Here is a 17,752-nt window from a genome sequence, read left to right on the forward strand (position 1 = left end):
GTCCGGGGTGGGCCTTGTGGGGCCGGAAGAATGGTCCGGACGTGCCATGCGCGGTGTGTGCCGCGGTCCCTACGCTAGGAAGTCGACACCGGCTGGAAGAGGTGAACGCACGTGGCACCGCCCAGTACGACAACCGTCCAGGACCACGTCGCCCTCGCCGAGATCGAGCTGTGCGGTGAGCTGATGATCGCGGCCGCCGCGGCGGCCGGGGAGCGGCTCAGTTCCGACCGTATCGACGAGGTGCTGAAGGTGACCGCCGACCGGGCCGAGCGCTGAGGTCCGCGCCGCCCGGGCCGACCGGGCGGCTCAGGTGCGCATCATGCGGGCGATGGCCTTGGTGGCCTCCTCGACCTTCGCCTCGATCTCGTCGCCGCCCTTGAGCGCCGCGTCCGCGACGCAGTGGCGCAAATGCTCCTCCAGGAGCTGCAGCGCGAAGGACTGCAGCGCCTTCGTGGACGCCGAGACCTGGGTGAGTATGTCGATGCAGTAGACGTCCTCGTCGACCATCCGCTGCAGGCCGCGGATCTGCCCCTCGATCCGGCGCAGACGCTTGAGGTGCTCGTCCTTCTGCTTGTGGTACCCGTGCACACCGTGGTCGTGGTCGGCCGCCGCGCCCGTGACCTCGGTGACCTCGTCCGTGACCGTGGGGCCGGTCGCCTCGGTGGTCGTCATCGCGTCCTCCCGTTGTCCAGAAAGGGTGTGTATACCCCGCGTGGGTATATGGTACCGATCCCCGCCTATCGCTGCGGGGGCCCGTGCGGAACACTGTGCCTGATGGGCGACACTGAAGGGACGCCGGTTAGCCGTGGCCGGATGATGCGCCTAGCATCAGCCTGACCGAAACCCATGCACCCCGAGGACCCCACGTGCGATTTCGTCTGACCCCCAGGGAGACGAGCTTCTACGACATGTTCGCCGCGTCCGCGGACAACATCGTCACGGGCTCGAAGCTCCTGATGGAACTGCTCGGTGCGGATGCTTCCGCCAGGGCCGAGATCGCGGAGCGGATGCGGGCGGCGGAACACGCGGGGGACGATGCCACCCACGCGATCTTCCACCAGCTGAACTCCTCGTTCATCACGCCGTTCGACCGCGAGGACATCTACAAGCTCGCCTCGTCCCTCGACGACATCATGGACTTCATGGAGGAGGCCGTCGACCTGGTCGTCCTCTACAACGTCGAGGAACTGCCCAAGGGCGTCGAGCAGCAGATCGAGGTGCTGGCGCGGGCCGCCGAGCTCACCGCCGAGGCCATGCCGCACCTGCGAACCATGGACAACCTCACCGACTACTGGATCGAGGTCAACCGCCTCGAGAACCAGGCCGACCAGGTGCACCGCAAGCTGCTCGCGACGCTCTTCAACGGCAAGTACGACGCCATCGAGGTGCTCAAGCTCAAGCAGATCGTGGATGTGCTCGAGGAGGCGGCCGACGCGTTCGAGCACGTGGCCAACACGGTGGAGACCATCGCGGTCAAGGAGTCCTGAGGCTTCGTGGACACCTTCGCGCTGATCGTGACCATCGGTGTCGCGCTCGGCTTCACATATACGAACGGCTTCCACGACTCGGCGAACGCCATCGCGACCTCGGTCTCGACGCGGGCGCTGACCCCGCGGGCGGCGCTCGCCATGGCGGCCGTGATGAACCTCGCCGGTGCCTTCCTGGGCAGCGGGGTCGCCAAGACCGTCAGCAAGGGCCTGATCGAGACGCCCGAGGGCTCGAAGGGGATGGGCATCCTCTTCGCCGCGCTGATCGGCGCGATCGTCTGGAACCTGGTCACCTGGTACTTCGGGCTGCCCTCGTCGTCCTCCCACGCGCTGTTCGGCGGCATGGTGGGCGCGGCGCTCGCGGGCGGCACCGAGGTGATCTGGACCGGCGTCCTGGAGAAGGTCGTCATCCCGATGTTCGTCTCGCCGTTCGTCGGGCTCATCCTCGGCTACCTGGTGATGGTGGCGATCCTCTGGATCTTCCGTAAGGCCAACCCGAGCAAGGCGAAGCGGGGCTTCCGGATCGCCCAGACCGTCTCGGCGGCGGGCATGGCGCTCGGACACGGCCTCCAGGACGCGCAGAAGACCATGGGCATCGTGGTGATGGCCCTGGTCATCGCCGATGTGCAGACCGCGGCCGACGCCATTCCGATCTGGGTCAAGGTCGCGTGTGCGCTGACGCTGTCGCTGGGTACGTACGCGGGCGGCTGGCGCATCATGCGGACGCTGGGCCGCCGCATCATCGAACTGGACCCGCCGCAGGGCTTCGCCGCGGAGACGACGGCGGCGTCCGTGATGTACACGGCGTCGTTCATGTTCCACGCGCCGATCTCGACGACGCATGTGATCACCTCGGCGATCATGGGTGTGGGCTCGACGAAGGGCTCCCGCGCGGTGCGCTGGGGTGTCGCCAAGAACATCGTGATGGGCTGGTTCATCACGATGCCGGCGGCAGCGGTCGTGGCGGCGGTGAGCTACTTCGTGGTGCAGCTGTTCTTCGGCTAGGCGCGCCGTTCGGCAGTACGGACCTGAGAACGAGATGGGCCCGCCCCCGGGAGAGGGGGCGGGCCCTTCGCCTTGCAGTGGCACCGCCATGCAGCACTGCAAGTCCCTTGCGTCTATCCGAAGCGGCCGGAGATGTAGTCCTCGGTCGCCTGGACGGACGGGTTCGAGAAGATCCGCTCGGTGTCGTCCAACTCGATGAGCTTGCCCGGCTGGCCCACGGCCGCCAGGTTGAAGAACGCAGTACGGTCCGAGACGCGCGCCGCCTGCTGCATGTTGTGCGTCACGATGACGATCGTGAAGCGCTCCTTCAGCTCCCCGATCAGGTCCTCGATCGCGAGCGTCGAGATCGGGTCGAGCGCCGAGCAGGGCTCGTCCATGAGCAGCACGTCCGGCTCGACCGCGATCGCGCGGGCGATGCACAGACGCTGCTGCTGGCCGCCGGAGAGACCGGAGCCGGGCTTGTTGAGCCGGTCCTTGACCTCGTTCCAGAGGTTCGCGCCCTTGAGGGACCGCTCGACGATGTCGGTGAGCTCGCTCTTGCGGTACTTGCCGTTCAGCCGCAGGCCCGCCGCGACATTGTCGAAGATCGACATGGTCGGGAACGGGTTCGGGCGCTGGAAGACCATGCCGACCGTGCGGCGGACGGCGACCGGGTCGACGTGGGAGCCGTACAGGTTCTCGTCGTCCAACATCACCTTGCCCTCGACGCGGCCCCCGGGGGTGACCTCGTGCATCCGGTTCAGGGTGCGCAGGAACGTGGACTTGCCGCAGCCGGAGGGGCCGATGAAGGCCGTCACCGAGCGGGGCTCGACGGTCATCGAGATGTCGTCGATCGCCTTGTGGGCGCCGTAGTAGGCGGAGAGGCCGCTGACGTCGATTCGCTTGGCCATGTGAATCACTTCCAATTGACCGCGTCAGCGGCCGGTCTTCGGGGCCTTCCAGCGGGCGATGCCGCGGGCCACCAGATTGAGGAGCATGACGAAGGCGATCAGCACGAGGGCGGCTGCCCAGGCGCGGGCGACCGATGAGTCGGTGCCCACTGCGTACTGCTCGTAGACGTACAGCGGCAGGGAGGCCTGGGCGCCTTCGAAGGGGTTCGGGTTGATCAGCTTCGTACCGAACACCAGGAGCAGCACGGGGGCCGTCTCACCGGTGATGCGGGCGACCGCGAGCATGACGCCCGTGGTGATGCCGCCGATCGCGGTGGGCAGGACGACCTTCAGGATCGTTCGCCACTTCGGCACGCCCAGGGCGAGGGAGGCCTCGCGCAGCTCGTTGGGAACGAGCTTGAGCATCTCCTCGGTGGAGCGGACGACCACCGGCATCATCAGGATGGCCAGGGCCATCGCGCCGGCGAATCCGGAGGGCCCGAAGCCCAGCATCAGATTCCAGGTGGCCAGGATGAAGAGGCCCGCGACGATCGAGGGGATGCCCGTCATCACGTCGACGAAGAAGGTGACGGCCTGGGAGAGCTTCCCGCGTCCGTACTCGACGAGATACACGGCGGTCAGCATGCCGATCGGCGCGGCGATCAGGGTCGCGATGCCGACCTGCTCGATGGTGCCGAGCAACGCGTGGTAGATGCCGCCGCCGGTCTCGGCGTCGAGGACGCCGTTCATCGAGTGGCCGAGGAAGTACGGGTCGAGGACCTCCAGGCCCTTGCTGATGGTGACCCAGCCGAGGGACAGCAGCGGTACGACGGCGAGGACGAAGCACACCCAGACGAGGCTGGTGGCGACCCGGTCCTTGGCCTGGCGGCCGCCTTCCACCTTGGCGGTGATCAGGTAGGTCGCGGCGACGAAGATCAGGGCGGCGATCATGCCCCACTGCACGCGGCTGTGCCAGCCCGCGGCGAGGCCGAGTCCGACGCCGGCCGCGATCGATCCGGCGGCGATGGCGAGCGGGGTCCAGCGGGGGAGCCGGGCGTGGCGCAGCGGGTCGTGACGGACGGCGCTCGAGACCGGGCGGTCCTGGACGGCGTGGCTCTGGCTCATGCTGCTCCCCTTACGTTCTCTTCTCCGCCCGCGCGGCACAGGGGTGCGGGTTTCGGCGTTGTCCGCGGCACGGCGGCCGAGCGTGCGTCGTTCACGCGGCGGCCCCCGAGTACTCCTTGCGCCGCGCGATGATCCATCGGGCCGCGCCGTTGACCAGCAGCGTGATGAAGAAGAGCACCAGACCGGAGGCGATCAGCGCGTCGCGGCCGAACTCGTTGGCCTCGTTGAACTTGGCGGCGATGTTCTGGGCGAAGGTGCCGCCGCCCGGGTCGAGGATGTGCGCCGAGATGACGAAGCTCGGCGAGAGCACCACGGCGACGGCCATGGTCTCGCCGAGGGCGCGGCCGAGGCCGAGCATCGAGGCGCTGATGATGCCGGAGCGGCCGAAGGGGAGGACCGAGAGCCGGATGACCTCCCAGCGCGTGGCGCCGAGGGCGAGGGCGGCCTCCTCGTGCATCTTCGGGACCTGGAGGAACACCTCGCGCGTGACGTTGGTGATGATCGGGAGGATCATGATCGCCAGCAGGATGCCCACGGTGAAGAGGTTGCGGGCGAGGCCCTCGCCGGCCTTGTCGAAGACGTACGTCCAGCCGAAGTACTCGTCGAGCCACTGGTTGAGGCCGTCGAGGTACGGCACGAGGAAGATCGCGCCCCACAGGCCGTAGATGATGCTGGGCACGGCGGCGAGCAGGTCGACGATGTACGCGAGCGGGCCGGCGAGCCTGCGCGGCGCGTAGTGCGAGATGAACAGCGCGATGCCGATGGCGACCGGCACGGCGATGGCCATCGCGATGACCGAGCTGACGATCGTGCCGAAGGCGAGGACGGCGATGCCGAAGACCGGGGGCCGGCCCGCCGGGTTCCACTCGGAGGCGGTGAGGAAGTTCGCGTCGTCCTTCGAGATGGCGAGGGCGGCGCGGTAGGTCAGGAAGACCGCGATCGCGGCCATGATCACCAGAAGGGTGATGCCGGACCCGCGGGACAGCCCGAGGAAGATCCGGTCACCGGGGCGGGTCGTGCTCCTGGACCGCTCGGCGCGTATGTCGGAGCGCCTGGGCGGTGGTACTTGGTTGGTCGTCGTAACCATCGGAATCTCCGGTCTGCGGAACCCTCACGGGTTCCTGGCGGCGGTGCACCGGATGCCGGGCCGGCCCGTCAGGGGTGTGGACGGGCCGGCCCGGCAGGGATCAGGACAGGGTGGGGACGATCGCGCGGACCTTCGCCGCGATCTCCGCCGGGAGCGGGGCGTAGCCGGCCTCGGAGAGGACCTTCTGGCCGTCCTCGCCGGCGGTGTAGGTCAGGAACGCCTTCAGGGTCGGCAGGTTCTCCGCCTTGTTGCCCTTGTCGCAGGCGATCTCGTACGTCACCAGGATGATCGGGTAGGCGCCCTCGGCCTTCGTCGCGTAGTCGAGGCTCAGGGCCAGGTCGTTGCCCGTGCCCTTGACCTTGGCGGCGGCGATGGCCTTGGAGGCGTTGGCCGTGGTGGCCTCGACCGGGGCGGCGGCGCCGGTGTTCACCTTGACCGTGCTGATCTTGCCGGCGGTCGCGTAGGAGAGCTCGAAGTAGCCGATCGCGCCGTTGGCGTCCTTGACCGCGGAGGCGACACCGGAGGAGCCGTTGGCGGCCTGGCCACCCTGGGCGGGCCACGACTTCGACTTCGGGTCGTGCTTCCAGTCGGCCGGGGCGGCCTGGCTCAGGTACTTGCCCAGGTTCTGGGTGGTGCCGGACTCGTCGGAGCGGTGGAAGGCCTGGATGGCGGTGTCGGGGAGCTTCACGCCGGGGTTGAGCTTGGCGATCGCCTCGTCGTTCCACTTCTTGATCTTGTCGTCGAAGATCTTGGCGAGGGTGGGGGCGTCGAGGACGAGGTTGTCCACGCCGTCGAGCTTGTAACCGATGGCGATGGGGCCGCCGACCATGGGGAGGTTGATGCCCTTGCCGCCCTTGCAGATCTTCTGCGAGGCGGCGACCTCCTCCTCCTTCAGGGCGGAGTCGGAGCCGGCGAGGGCGACCTGGCCCTGGTTGAACTTGGTGATGCCGCCGCCGGAGCCGATGGCCTGGTAGTTGACCTCGACGCCGGAGCAGGCCGCCTGGAAGTTCTTGACCCAGAGGTCCATGGCGTTCTTCTGCGCGGTGGAACCGGCGGCCAGGAGCTGGCCCTTGGCGCCGTCGCACTTGATGTTCGAGGCGGCGGAGGTCTTGGTGCCGCCGTCCTTGGTGCCCGTGTTGTTGTCCGAACCACACGCCGTGAGGGCCAGGGCGCCGGAGACGACAAGGGCACCGACCGCAGTGGCGCGAAGCCCGTTCTTCCGCGAAAGCTTCACTTTCGGGTGTTCCTTCCAGAAGCCGCCTGCCGTGGACCTGTGTCCTGACGTTGTACGGCGGCGTGTGTCGGGGTGGTGGGTGCGGCGCATTGCCGGGCACCGTGTAAGGCCGAAATTAGGCAGAACAGGTGAAGCGGCCGACGGGGAAGGATGAACGGGAAGTGAACCGTGCCGGAAGCTGCGGTGAGGTGGTGCGCGGGGCCCCTCGCGGCCCCGCGCGCGGCCCCGGCGCCGGGCTAGGCCGACGGCAGGGTCCTCAGCAGCGCGTCCACCAGGGGCCGGTCGCGGGAGTGGGTCAGGCGGTGGTGGGCTGCCGAAGGGGGAAGCCAGAGGAGGCGGTCGACCTCCGTGGTGGGGATGAAGGTGCCGCCCGTCGATTCCGCCGCCCAGTAGGAGACCTCCTTCCGGTGGCCGTTCGCCAGATAGCGGGCGGTCGGGAGGCGGGAGCCGAGGGTGCAGGTGTGGCCCGTTTCCTCCAGGACCTCGCGGAGTGCCGCCGTCCGCGCGTCCTCGCCGCGCTTCAGCTTGCCCTTCGGCAGGGACCAGTCGTCGTACTTCGGCCGGTGCACGAGACCGATCTCGATGCCGCCGTCCCCGTACGGCGAGCGCCGCCACAGCACGCACCCCGCCGCCAGGACCGTCATGGGACCGCGACCGTCGCGCGCTGCCGCCAGGCGTGCTGGAAGGCGAAGCGGGCCGCCTCGACCTCGTGGCGCTGGTCGGCGTGGAGGACCCCGAGGGCGTAGGCGGTGGCCGGGGCGATGCGAGGGGTGCGGGCCGCCGTCGAGGCCGCCGACGCCGCGTCCGAGGCGTCGCGGTGGCGGTCGAGGGCGCGCCCGGCCTCGTACAGCACGGGGTCCGGACCGCCGCCGGTGCGGACCTCCTCCGCGTACCGGTGGAGCCGCAGCAGCAGCCGTGTCTGGTGCCAGGGCGCGTCCTGGCTCTCCCCGGCCGACAGCGCCAGGGCGTCCGCGTTGTAAGGATGCGCGGCGCGGCCCAGCGGAAGCGCCGCCACCGCGTCGAGGAGCCGCCGTTCGACCGTTTCGGCCGGCAGGTCGAGGATTTCCGGGGCGGGGGCCGCCGCCGCCGGGCCGAGCGGGACCTCGGAGGCGAGCAGCGCGACCGCGTCCGCGACCGCGTGGAAGCGGGACGAGCCGAGGGCCTGGAGCGCCGCCGAGTGCGCGCGCGTTCGGGCGAGTGTCAGCTGCCGTTCGAGGAGCGCCCCGGCCCGCGCGGCGCCCACGGTCAGTCCGCCGCTGTCCGCTCCCCGGGCGACGGGCACGGCTCCGCCCCCGCCCGAGAGGCGGGACAGCGCGTCCACCAGTCGGACGAGCCGGGACGTGCAGGCGTGCTCGAGGGCGAGGGTGCCGGACAGCCAGGCGAGTTCGGAGCGCAGGTGGTCCGCCCAGGACGCCTCCAGCAGCGGGCGGAACGTGTGCAGTGTTCCGCTGATCCGCCGCGCCGCGCCCCGCAGCGCCCGGGTGGCCTGTTCCGCGGCCGACGTGTTCGCGCCGGCCTCCGCGTGGAGCCGCAGGCTCCGCAGGAAGGCGGCCGCCTGTGCGTGGAGATACGGCGCCAGGACCTCCCCCGCCGTCACGTCACGCGTGTATTCAGGGCTGTGCACGCCGGCGCCTCCGCGCGTCTATGAGCATCGCCTGGACATGTCGCAGCGGCTGGCCCTCCGCGTCGTGGGCGTGCCGTGTCCAGTTGCCGTCCGGGCCCAGGTGCCAGGACGAGGTGGTGTCGGACATCCCGGTCTCCAGCAGCCGCGTGAGCGAGACGCGGTGGGCCGGGTCGGAGACGCGGACCAGGGCTTCTATCCGCCGGTCCAGGTTCCGGTGCATCATGTCGGCGCTGCCCAGCCAGACTTCGGGCTCGCCGCCGTTGCCGAAGGCGAAGATCCGGGAGTGTTCCAGGAAGCGGCCGAGGATCGAGCGGACCCGGATGTTCTCGGAGAGGCCGGGGACTCCGGGGCGTACGGCGCAGATGCCGCGGACCCAGATGTCCACCGGTACACCGGCCTGGGCCGCGCGGTAGCAGGCGTCGATGATGGCCTCGTCGACCAGCGAGTTGACCTTGATGCGGACGTAGGCCGGGCGCCCGGCGCGGTGGTGGGTGACCTCCTTGTTGATCCGGGAGACCAGCCCGTCGCGCAGGGACTTGGGGGCGGTGAGCAGACGCCGGTAGGTCTCGCGGCGCGAGTAGCCGGAGAGCCGGTTGAAGAGGTCGGAGAGGTCCGCGCCGACCTGCGGGTCGGCGGTGAGCAGCCCCAGGTCCTCGTAGAGGCGGGCCGTCTTGGGGTGGTAGTTGCCGGTCCCGACATGGGAGTAGCGGCGCAGGGTCTCGCCCTCCTGGCGGACCACCAGCGACAGCTTGCAGTGCGTCTTCAGGCCGACCAGGCCGTAGACGACGTGGCAGCCGGACTCCTCCAGCTTCCTGGCCCACTTGATGTTGGCCTGTTCGTCGAAGCGGGCCTTGATCTCGACGAGGACGAGGACCTGCTTGCCCGACTCGGCCGCGTCGATCAGAGCGTCGACTATCGGGGAGTCGCCGGAGGTCCGGTACAGCGTCTGCTTGATCGCGAGGACGTCCGGGTCGGCCGCCGCCTGCTCCAGGAACGCCTGGACGGAGGTGGAGAACGAGTCGTACGGGTGGTGCAGCAGGACGTCCCGCTCGCGCAGCGCCGCGAAGATGTCCGGGGCCGAGGCGGACTCGACCTCGGCCAGGTCCCGGTGGGTGCCGGCGATGAACTTCGGGAACTTCAGCTCCGGCCGGTCCAGCGCCGCGATGCCGAACAGGCCGGTGAGATCGAGCGGCCCGGGCAGCGGGTACACCTCGGCGTCGGAGACCTTCAGTTCGCGTACGAGCAGGTCGAGGACGTACGGGTCGATGGACTCCTCGACCTCCAGGCGCACCGGCGGTCCGAACCGGCGCCGCATGAGCTCCTTCTCCAGGGCCTGCAGGAGGTTCTCGGCGTCGTCCTCCTCGACCTCCAGGTCCTCGTTCCGGGTCACCCGGAACATGTGGTGGGCCAGCACTTCCATTCCCGGGAAGAGCTCCTCGAGGTGCGCCGCGATGACGTCCTCCAGGGGCACGTACCGCTGGGGGGAGGCCTCCAGGAACCGGGAGAGCAGCGGCGGGACCTTCACGCGGGCGAAGTGGCGGTGGCCGCTGACCGGGTTGCGGACGACCACGGCCAGGTTGAGCGAGAGCCCGGAAATGTACGGGAAGGGGTGCGCCGGGTCCACCGCGAGGGGGGTGAGGACCGGGAAGATCTGCTGCCGGAAGAGCGTGAACAGCCGGGCCTGCTCGCTCTCGGTCAGCTCGGGCCAGCGGATGAGGTGGACGCCTTCGTCGGCGAGTGCGGGCGCGATGTCCTGCTGGAAGCACGCGGCGTGCCGGGCCATGAGCTCGCGCGAGCGGGTCCAGATCTGCTCCAGGACCTCGCGGGGCTGCAGGCCGGACGCGGACCGCGTCGCGACGCCGGTGGCGATGCGGCGCTTGAGACCGGCCACGCGGACCATGAAGAACTCGTCCAGGTTCGACGCGAAGATCGCGAGGAAGTTCGCCCTCTCGAGGAGCGGGGTCGCCGGGTCCTCGGCGAGTTCCAGCACCCGCTCGTTGAAGGCGAGCCAGCTGCGTTCGCGGTCGAGGAAGCGGCCCTGGGGGAGCTCGGCGTCGAAGCCGTCCTCCTCGTACGCGTCGAGATCGGCGTCGATGTCCGGCTCCAGGCCGTTGGTCGGCCCGGTGGCCACGGTGTGGGGCCGGTGCGCGGCTATGGAGCCGACGGAGGGCTGGGCGGCGACGGAAGGGGACGACTGGACCGGGACCTCGGCGGGCTGCTGGCTCATGGCCCTATTCTTCCGCGCGAAGGGGTGGTCGGGCGCGTCGGAGCGGGCCGTGGTGGAGGGAAGTCTCCCCTTGGGGAGCGCGGACACGGCGGGCTTCATTCAGTGAGCGTCGCAAGCGTGTCTGAATGGCCGGTAACGGTCACATGACGTGCGGGATATCGGGGCGGGCCCCCGAGGTGCCCCAGCGCCCCCCGGGCCCGCCCCGTTGCCCCCTCACGCGTGCCGCGCCCGCAGCACCCTGAACGCCGCGAAGACGGCCAGAGCCGCGAGCGCCAGCGCGATGCCCGTCTCCACCAGCTGGAGCGGCCAGTAGTGCGACGCGGGATGGACGTCGAGGAACCCGACGACCCCGCGGCGTGACGCCATGCAGTCGTTCGCGCCCCGGTCCGGCCGCACGGCGGCCCAGCAGTCCTTCCAGAGGAGCCGCTCCCCGGAGGCGGTGAGCATGCCGCTGCTCAGTTGCCAGGCGTTCCCCCGGGGGGACAGATCGTGGCCCGTCAGCGTCTGGACGGGCCAGAGCCCGGCGCGTACGGCGGCGAAGGCGGCCAGGAGCAGACCGGTGAGCAGCGCGGTGCAGCTCATCGCGGCCACCGTCCGGCGTACGAGCAGGCCGGTGAGCGTTCCGACGGCGAGGCCGAGCAGGGCGTGGGCCACCGGCACGGTGCCGTACGAGACGAACATGCTGGGCTCGTACCAGTACGAGGGGACGTCGTTGGACGGTCCGGTCGACCAGGACCAGTGGAAGAGCAGGCTCAGCAGCGAGACGCCGGAGAGGACGCACACGGCGGGCACGGCCAGCTTGGCGACGAGCCAGCGCGCCGGGGTGATGGACTGGGTCCACGCCAGGGCGTGGGTGCCGCTCTCCAGCTCGCGGGCGATCATCGGGCCCGCCACGAACGCGCCGACGACACCGGGCAGGACGAGCATGCCGAGCGCGGTGTACTCGATCAGGAGGTGGGCGAACCACCGGGTGTCCGTGTAGTCGCGGGCGGGCTGGAAGCAGGACTGTTCGGTGCTGTTCACGGCGCAACCGGCCGCCCGCAGTGCCTCCTGGGCGCTGTCCGCCCACAGCCGTGAGGTGATCAGCGCGGCAGCGGCGAGGGCCACGAGGGCGAGGGCGCACCACAGCGCACGCCGGTGCTGGCGTACGGTGACCCACTCCGGTCCCTTCAGGGTGATCGTGCTCATGCCGTCTTCACCGCCTCCGCGCTGGGCGTCAGCAGGACGGGCGCCTCGGGGGAGCGCAGATGGGCCAGCAACAGCTCCTCCAGGGAGGGTTCGGTGGTCTGCCAGGGGCCCTCGACCGTGCCCTCGGGCCGTATGAGCGCGGTGAGCTGGCGGCCCGTCGTACGGGCTTCGACGACCGTGTGCGGGGTGAGGTCGGCGACCGGGCCGGTCAACAGGGTGTGGGCGGCGAGGATGTCGTCGATGCCGCCGCCGAGGCGGATGTGGCCGCCGTCGACGAGGAGGAGGTAGTCGCAGGCGCCCTCCAGCTCGGTGAGGATGTGCGAGGACATCACGACCGTGGTGCCGCGTTCGGCGGCGTCGGCCATGAGGGTGCCCATGAGCTGGTGGCGTGCCAGCGGGTCGAGGTCGGCCATCGGTTCGTCGAGCAGCAGCAGTTCGGGGCGCTTGCCGAGGGCGAGGGCGAGCGCGACGCGGGTGCGCTGGCCGCCGGAGAGCGTACGGATCCGGGCGGCCGGTTCCAGGCGGCCGTCGTCCACGATCCGCCGGGCGGTCGTCTCGTCCCAGTGGCCCGGGTTGAGTTCGCGGCCCATCCTGAGCGTCTCGTCGACCGTCAGCTGGGGGTAGAGCGGTTTGGCCTGGGCGACGTACGCCAGCCGCTCGCGCGCCGGGGCGCGGAGGGTGCCCTCGGTGGGCCGCAGCAGGCCCGCGGCGAGGGCGAGCAGCGTGGACTTTCCGGCGCCGTTGGGTCCGACGAGGGCGCAGACGCGGCCGGCGGGGAGCCGGAAGGAGCAGTCCCTGAGCGCCCATCCGCGCCGTCGTCCGTAGCGTTTGCCGAGGCTGTGCGCCTCGATGGCCGATGCGGTCACTGGTCGTCGTCCCCCTTGAAGTGTGCGTCGAGTACGGAAGTGAAGAGCGCGGCCACGTCGTCCCGTTCGAGTCCGGACGCGCGGGCTCGCAGGGCCCAGGCGTCGAGTTCGGAGCGGAGCGGGGAGTCGACCGGGGCGCTGCCCAGGGTTTTCCGTACGAAGGTGCCGAGGCCGCGGCGAGCCTCCACGAGGCCCTCGCGTTCCAGTTCGCGGTAGGCCTTGAGCACGGTGTTCGGGTTGATGGCCGTCGCCTCGACGACCTCGCGGGCGGTGGGCAGTCTGTCGCCGGGTTCCAGCAGGCCGAGGCGCAGGGCCTGTTTGGTCTGCTGGACGATCTGGAGGTAGGTGGCGACGCCGCTGCGCCGGTCGATGCGGTATTCGACCACGATCCCTTGCACCGCCCTTTCACTAATTGAGTAGTGAAAGGGTGGTGCAAAAGAGGGGGCGGTGTCAACCGCCCCCTCGTCGGCTCGAGTTGCCGTCGCGGCGTCAGCGTGCCGGAATCACCGGTTCAGGACTCGGTGCGGTACATCAGGTCGACCTCGTGCGTCACGAAACCCAGCCGCTCGTACACCGTCACCGCCGCCGTGTTGTCGGCGTCCACGTACAGCATCGCCGTCGGCAGCCCCTGCGCCGCCAGATGCCGCAGCCCGATCGCCGTCAGTGCCTTGCCGAGGCCGCTGCCCTGCGCGTCCGGGCTGATGCCGACCACATAGACCTCGCCGAGCCGATCCTCGGCGTGCACCTTCGTCCAGTGGAAACCGATGAGCCCGCCGTCCTTCTCCGCCAGGAAGAAGCCCTTCGGGTCGAACCATGGCTCCGCCTTGCGGTCGTCCAGGTCCCGCTGGGTCAGGGAGCCCTGCTCCGGGTGGTGGGCGAAGGCGGCCGCGTTGACCTCGAGCCACGCGGCGTCGTCCTGGCCGGGTACGAAGGTGCGCACGGTGACGCCCTCGGGGAGTGAAGGCTCGGGGATGTTCAGCGGACTCAAGGGGCGGCGCAGCTGGCGCAGTTCGCGGAACAGGGTCAGGCCGAGCACCTGCGCGAGATGGCGGGCCGCGGACTTGCCGCCGTGCGCCCAGACGCGCAGCCGCTTCCCGGTCGCGGCCAGGAGCGCGGCGCCGAGCGCCCGGCCGTGGCCGCGGCCGCGGTGCGCGGGGTGGACGACCAGCTCGGCGGCCGGCGCCTCCACCGGGTCGGTGTCCTCCAACTGGGCGTATCCGAGAAGCTGGGAGCCGACGGTCAGCAGGAAGTGCCGTACGCCCTCGCGCCGGCCGCCGCGCAGATACAGCCGGCCCTGCTCGGACACGGCCTGCATGCCGTCGGCGCGGGCGGCCGCCGCGAGCAGGTCGTTGACCTGCTCGACCTGGTCCGGGCCGAGCTCGTCGAGGGTGTGGATCTGCCGTCCTGGCTCAAGGGCTGCTGGTGCGTCAGTCGTCATACGTACGAGCGTACGGCGGAGGGCGGCCGGGCCGACGGCGACCGGGCCAGCGGCCTCTCGCACCACCCCGATCGGTGACCGCGCCGCCGTCGGCCCCGGCGCCGGCTCCCTCCCCCGCCGAGACGCCCGGGCGGCCCCGCCGTCCTCAAAGGCAACCAGCTCGTAACCCGCTCCCCCCTGTTGCGCTACGCGCGTTGACCCTAGGCTGCGCTGGCCAGACTTGCGCTGGCCACACAAGAGACACGCTGAATCACAAGGGGACAGATGTCAGCGACACCGCAGAAGAACCGAGCGGCCCGGCGGATACTCGCCGCCGGCGCGGGGATCGCCACCCTGGGTGCGCTCGTCGCGGCGATGCCCGCGGGGGCGTCCGAGACCACCGGGACCGGGGGCGGGGGATACGGGCAGGGGCGTTACGCCGATGTGCAGCTGCTCTCCTTCAACGACCTGCACGGAAACCTGGAGCCGCCGGCCGGCTCGTCCGGGCGGGTCACGCACACCAACGCGGACGGCACCACCAAGACCATCGACGCGGGCGGTGTGGAGTACCTCGCCACGCACCTGCGCGAGGCCCGCAAGGGCAACCCGTACACCATCACCGCCGCCGCGGGCGACATGATCGGCGCCTCTCCGCTGGTCTCCGGGCTCTTCCACGACGAGCCGACCATCGAGGCGCTGAACCGGCTGAAGCTGGACGTGACCTCCGTCGGCAACCACGAGTTCGACGAGGGCGCCAAGGAGCTGGCCCGGATCCAGAACGGCGGCTGCCACCCGACCGGCGGCTGCTACGAGGAGGGCAAGACCTTCAACGGGGCGAAGTTCCCCTACCTCGCGGCCAACGTGACGGACGAGAAGACCGGCAAGCCGCTGCTCGACCCGTACTTCATCTGGGAGAAGAACGGGGTCAAGATCGGCTTCATCGGCGTGACCCTGGAGGGCACGGCGAACATCGTCTCCGCCGAGGGCATCAAGGGCCTGGCGTTCGGTGACGAGGTCGAGACGATCAACAAGTACACCAAGGTGCTGGAGCGCAAGGGCGTCAAGTCGATCGTCGCCCTGCTGCACGAGGGCGGACTGCCGGCCTCGGGGTCGTACAACTACAACTGCGACAGCCCCGGCCCGGGCGACGGCATCTCCGGCCCGATCGTCGACATCGCCAAGAACGTCAGCCCGCAGGTCGACGCCCTGGTCACCGGTCACACCCACCAGGCGTACGCATGCAGCATCCCCGACCCGTCGGGCAAGCCGCGCACGGTCACCTCGGCGGCGTCCTTCGGCCGGCTCTACACCGACACGACGCTCACCTACGACCGCCGCACCAAGGACATCGTCCGTACGGCCGTCGCCTCCGCGAACCACGTCGTGACGCGTGATGTGCCCAAGGCCGAGGACATGACCCGGCTGATCACCCGCTGGAACACGCTGGCCGCGCCGATCGCCTCACGGCCCGTCGGCTACATCGCCGGTGACATCGACAACCCCTCCGACGCGTACGAGAAGCCCCTGGGCGATCTGATCGCGGACGCGCAGCTGGAGGGCATGACCCCGGCCGACAAGGGCGGTGCCCAGCTCGCGCTGATGAACCCGGGCGGCGTGCGCGCGCCCCTGGTGCACAAGGCGTCCGGCAGCGAGGGCGACGGGGTGGTGACCTACGGCGAGGCCTACACCGTCCAGCCGTTCACCAACATGATGACGGCCGTGGACCTGACCGGCGCCCAGCTGATCACCGCGCTCCAGCAGCAGGTCAGCGGCGCGAACCTGGCGGCGCCGAAGATCCTCCAGGTGTCGAAGGGCTTCACTTACACCCTGGACATGACGAAGACCGGCGCCGACCGGATCGTGACCGGTTCGGTGAAGCTGAACGGCGAGGCGATCGACCCGGCGAAGACCTACCGGGTCGCGATGAACGAGTTCCTCGCGGGCGGTGGCGACGGCTTCGCCGTCCTGAAGGAGCACAAGAACAAGCTGGTCGGCGCGTCCGACCTGGACCTGTTCACCGCCTACCTGGCGGCGCACTCCAGCGCGAGCGCCCCGCTGGCGCCGCCGGTGACGGGCCGGATCACCGTCATCAAGTAAGCGCGCGTCCCGTACGGCAGGAGGGGCGGCGGACACCATGTCCGCCGCCCCTCCGGCGTGTTCAGAGCGTCGCCAGGAAGTCCCGTACCGCCGCCTCGAACGCCTCCGGGGCCTGCAGCTGGATGAAGTGGTCCGTGTCGACCTCGACCAGCGAGGTGCCCGGCCGGCGCTCCACCATCGCCCGCGCCTGCGCGGTCGGCAGCGCCTGGCTCCGGCGGGCGTGAATGAGCAGCGCCGGGCAGGTGCTCTTCAGCCAGTACGCCCAGTGGTCCCCGTGGACCAGGGTCTCGGAGTCGACCGTGTCCTGCGGGTGGAAGGGCAGGCGCCAGCCGTCCGGGTGCGGGCGCAGGACCGGCGCGACCATCGGGCCGACTGGTCCGCACGCGGCGATGAGCTCCTCGCGGGTGGCGGCGGTGTAGGGGAAGCCGAGGACGAAGGAGAGCGGGCTCGGCCCGCTGTCCGGGAGTTCGACGGGTGCGTCGGCGTTGATCAGGGCCTCGACGCGCTCGGGGTGGGCGGCGGCCAGGTGGTAGGCGTTGATCCCGCCCAGCGAGTGGCCGGCGAGGACGGCCCGCTCCAGGCCCAGGTGGTCCAGGAGCGCCACCAGGTCGGCGACGTAGCCCTCGCGGGTGTACTCGGCGGCGCGGTCGGAGTCGCCGTGGCCGCGCTGGTCGGGGGCGATGACACGGCAGGTGTCCCCGAGGGCCTCGGCGAGGTGGCTGAAGGAGGCGCCTTCGGAGAGGTGTCCGTGCAGGGCGACGAGCGGGCGGGCGTCCCGCGGCCCGAAGTCCAGGTACGAGATGGTGCGGCCGTCGATCGTCAGTTCCTTGCGCATCGCGTGTCTCCCTCGTCCGGTGTGCGCCGACACCTGAACTATACGTGTGTATAGATCGATCGCGCAAGACACTTGTATAAGGCGTGCGCCCAAGGTCTGCCCGTACGATCCCCGCATGGGGAACCGGGAGAAGCTGCTGGCCGGAGCGCGACGCTGCCTGGAGGAGAAGGGGTACGCGCGGACCACCGTGCGGGACCTCGCCGCCGCCTCCGGGGTCTCGATGGCCGCCATCGGCTACCACTTCGGCTCCCGTGAAGCCCTGCTCAACCAGGCCTTGTTCGCCGCGATGGACGAGTGGGGCAAGGAGCGGGGGGCGGGGAGGGCCGGGGGCGGCGATTACGCGGACCTGTGGGACGCGCAGATCCGCTCGTTCGCCACCCATCGATGGCTGTGGCTCGCGAGCTTCGAGGCGTTCGTCCACGCCCAGACCTCGCCGGAGCTTCTCGCGCTCCTTGCCGCCGGGCAGCGCGCGGGCCGGCGCGGGGTCGCCGCCGAGCTCGCCGGCGTGCCGGAGGACGAGGTCGGCGAGGAGGACATCCGTACGCTCGGATCCGTGCACATGGCCCTGCTCACCGGTGTGATGACGCAGTGGCTCACCGATCCCGAACACGCCCCGGACGGGCGGGAGATCGCGGCGGGGCTGCGGGCCCTCGCGGAGCGTCTCGACTCTGGTGTTTCTTGACGTGGACCC

18 protein-coding genes are annotated in these 17,752 nt (G+C 70.4%); 5 read left to right on the top strand and 13 right to left on the bottom strand.

All coding sequences use genetic code 11. The features are described 5' to 3' along the window. The first annotated feature begins 111 nt into the window (after window positions 1-111). Window positions 112-276 (top strand): hypothetical protein, encoded by a 165-nt coding sequence (locus ACZ5VC_RS30000; RefSeq protein WP_468712629.1) that lies wholly within the window; start codon window positions 112-114, stop codon window positions 274-276. A gap of 30 nt (window positions 277-306) precedes the next feature. On the opposite strand, the gene ACZ5VC_RS30005 is transcribed toward ACZ5VC_RS30000, so the two are convergent. Further along, window positions 307-672, bottom strand: a complete 366-nt coding sequence (locus ACZ5VC_RS30005) for a metal-sensitive transcriptional regulator (protein ID WP_469123129.1) — start codon at window positions 670-672, stop codon at window positions 307-309. A gap of 194 nt (window positions 673-866) precedes the next feature. Here ACZ5VC_RS30005 and ACZ5VC_RS30010 point away from each other — a divergent pair, with 194 nt between their 5' ends. After that, window positions 867-1,487 (top strand): DUF47 domain-containing protein, encoded by a 621-nt coding sequence (locus tag ACZ5VC_RS30010; protein WP_468712624.1) that lies wholly within the window; start codon window positions 867-869, stop codon window positions 1,485-1,487. Window positions 1,488-1,493: 6 nt separating this feature from the next. Then, window positions 1,494-2,492 (top strand): inorganic phosphate transporter, encoded by a 999-nt coding sequence (locus ACZ5VC_RS30015; RefSeq protein ID WP_469123130.1) that lies wholly within the window; start codon window positions 1,494-1,496, stop codon window positions 2,490-2,492. Window positions 2,493-2,605: 113 nt separating this feature from the next. Here ACZ5VC_RS30015 and pstB read toward each other — a convergent pair whose 3' ends face one another. The 11 genes from pstB to mshD form a co-directional block, all read right to left on the bottom strand. Next, window positions 2,606-3,382 (bottom strand): phosphate ABC transporter ATP-binding protein PstB, encoded by a 777-nt coding sequence (pstB, locus tag ACZ5VC_RS30020; RefSeq protein WP_469123131.1) that lies wholly within the window; start codon window positions 3,380-3,382, stop codon window positions 2,606-2,608. A gap of 24 nt (window positions 3,383-3,406) precedes the next feature. Next, window positions 3,407-4,486: a phosphate ABC transporter permease PstA gene (pstA, locus tag ACZ5VC_RS30025; protein ID WP_469123132.1), complete on the bottom strand. Its 1,080-nt coding sequence runs from the start codon at window positions 4,484-4,486 to the stop codon at window positions 3,407-3,409. 91 nt (window positions 4,487-4,577) lie between these two features. After that, a complete protein-coding gene (gene pstC, locus ACZ5VC_RS30030) occupies window positions 4,578-5,573 on the bottom strand; it encodes a phosphate ABC transporter permease subunit PstC (protein ID WP_469123133.1) in 996 nt (331 codons plus the stop codon). Between the two features lie 100 nt (window positions 5,574-5,673). Then, the gene (gene pstS, locus ACZ5VC_RS30035; RefSeq protein ID WP_469123134.1) at window positions 5,674-6,807 is read right to left on the bottom strand and encodes a phosphate ABC transporter substrate-binding protein PstS; all 1,134 of its coding nucleotides are present in this window, start codon (window positions 6,805-6,807) and stop codon (window positions 5,674-5,676) included. Window positions 6,808-7,043: 236 nt separating this feature from the next. Next, a complete protein-coding gene (locus tag ACZ5VC_RS30040; protein WP_469123135.1) occupies window positions 7,044-7,451 on the bottom strand; it encodes an NUDIX hydrolase in 408 nt (135 codons plus the stop codon). Beyond that, window positions 7,448-8,431, bottom strand: a complete 984-nt coding sequence (locus ACZ5VC_RS30045) for a CHAD domain-containing protein (protein ID WP_469123136.1) — start codon at window positions 8,429-8,431, stop codon at window positions 7,448-7,450. Before ACZ5VC_RS30045 ends, ACZ5VC_RS30040 begins: the two co-directional genes overlap by 4 nt. After that, window positions 8,418-10,658, bottom strand: coding sequence for an RNA degradosome polyphosphate kinase (locus ACZ5VC_RS30050; protein WP_469123137.1), 2,241 nt, complete (start codon window positions 10,656-10,658; stop codon window positions 8,418-8,420). The genes ACZ5VC_RS30045 and ACZ5VC_RS30050 overlap by 14 nt, the downstream gene beginning before the upstream one ends. A gap of 213 nt (window positions 10,659-10,871) precedes the next feature. Beyond that, window positions 10,872-11,846 carry a hypothetical protein gene (locus ACZ5VC_RS30055; RefSeq protein WP_469123138.1) on the bottom strand — a complete coding sequence of 325 codons (975 nt, stop codon included), beginning with the start codon at window positions 11,844-11,846 and terminating at the stop codon, window positions 10,872-10,874. Then, window positions 11,843-12,712 (bottom strand): ABC transporter ATP-binding protein, encoded by an 870-nt coding sequence (locus ACZ5VC_RS30060; RefSeq protein ID WP_469123139.1) that lies wholly within the window; start codon window positions 12,710-12,712, stop codon window positions 11,843-11,845. The genes ACZ5VC_RS30055 and ACZ5VC_RS30060 overlap by 4 nt, the downstream gene beginning before the upstream one ends. Continuing rightward, window positions 12,709-13,098, bottom strand: a complete 390-nt coding sequence (locus tag ACZ5VC_RS30065; RefSeq protein WP_469123229.1) for a GntR family transcriptional regulator — start codon at window positions 13,096-13,098, stop codon at window positions 12,709-12,711. The genes ACZ5VC_RS30060 and ACZ5VC_RS30065 overlap by 4 nt, the downstream gene beginning before the upstream one ends. Before the next feature lie 125 nt (window positions 13,099-13,223). After that, window positions 13,224-14,150 carry a mycothiol synthase gene (gene mshD, locus ACZ5VC_RS30070; RefSeq protein ID WP_469123140.1) on the bottom strand — a complete coding sequence of 309 codons (927 nt, stop codon included), beginning with the start codon at window positions 14,148-14,150 and terminating at the stop codon, window positions 13,224-13,226. Between the two features lie 264 nt (window positions 14,151-14,414). On the opposite strand from mshD, the gene ACZ5VC_RS30075 reads away from it, so the two are divergent. Next, window positions 14,415-16,226 (top strand): bifunctional metallophosphatase/5'-nucleotidase, encoded by a 1,812-nt coding sequence (locus ACZ5VC_RS30075; RefSeq protein WP_469123141.1) that lies wholly within the window; start codon window positions 14,415-14,417, stop codon window positions 16,224-16,226. 61 nt (window positions 16,227-16,287) lie between these two features. On the opposite strand, the gene ACZ5VC_RS30080 is transcribed toward ACZ5VC_RS30075, so the two are convergent. Next, window positions 16,288-17,061: an alpha/beta fold hydrolase gene (locus ACZ5VC_RS30080; protein WP_469123142.1), complete on the bottom strand. Its 774-nt coding sequence runs from the start codon at window positions 17,059-17,061 to the stop codon at window positions 16,288-16,290. Between the two features lie 115 nt (window positions 17,062-17,176). Here ACZ5VC_RS30080 and ACZ5VC_RS30085 point away from each other — a divergent pair, with 115 nt between their 5' ends. Then, the gene (locus ACZ5VC_RS30085) at window positions 17,177-17,743 is read left to right on the top strand and encodes a TetR/AcrR family transcriptional regulator (protein WP_469123143.1); all 567 of its coding nucleotides are present in this window, start codon (window positions 17,177-17,179) and stop codon (window positions 17,741-17,743) included. Window positions 17,744-17,752: the final 9 nt, after the last annotated feature.

Source organism: Streptomyces sp. NPDC033174 (genome assembly GCF_055577795.1).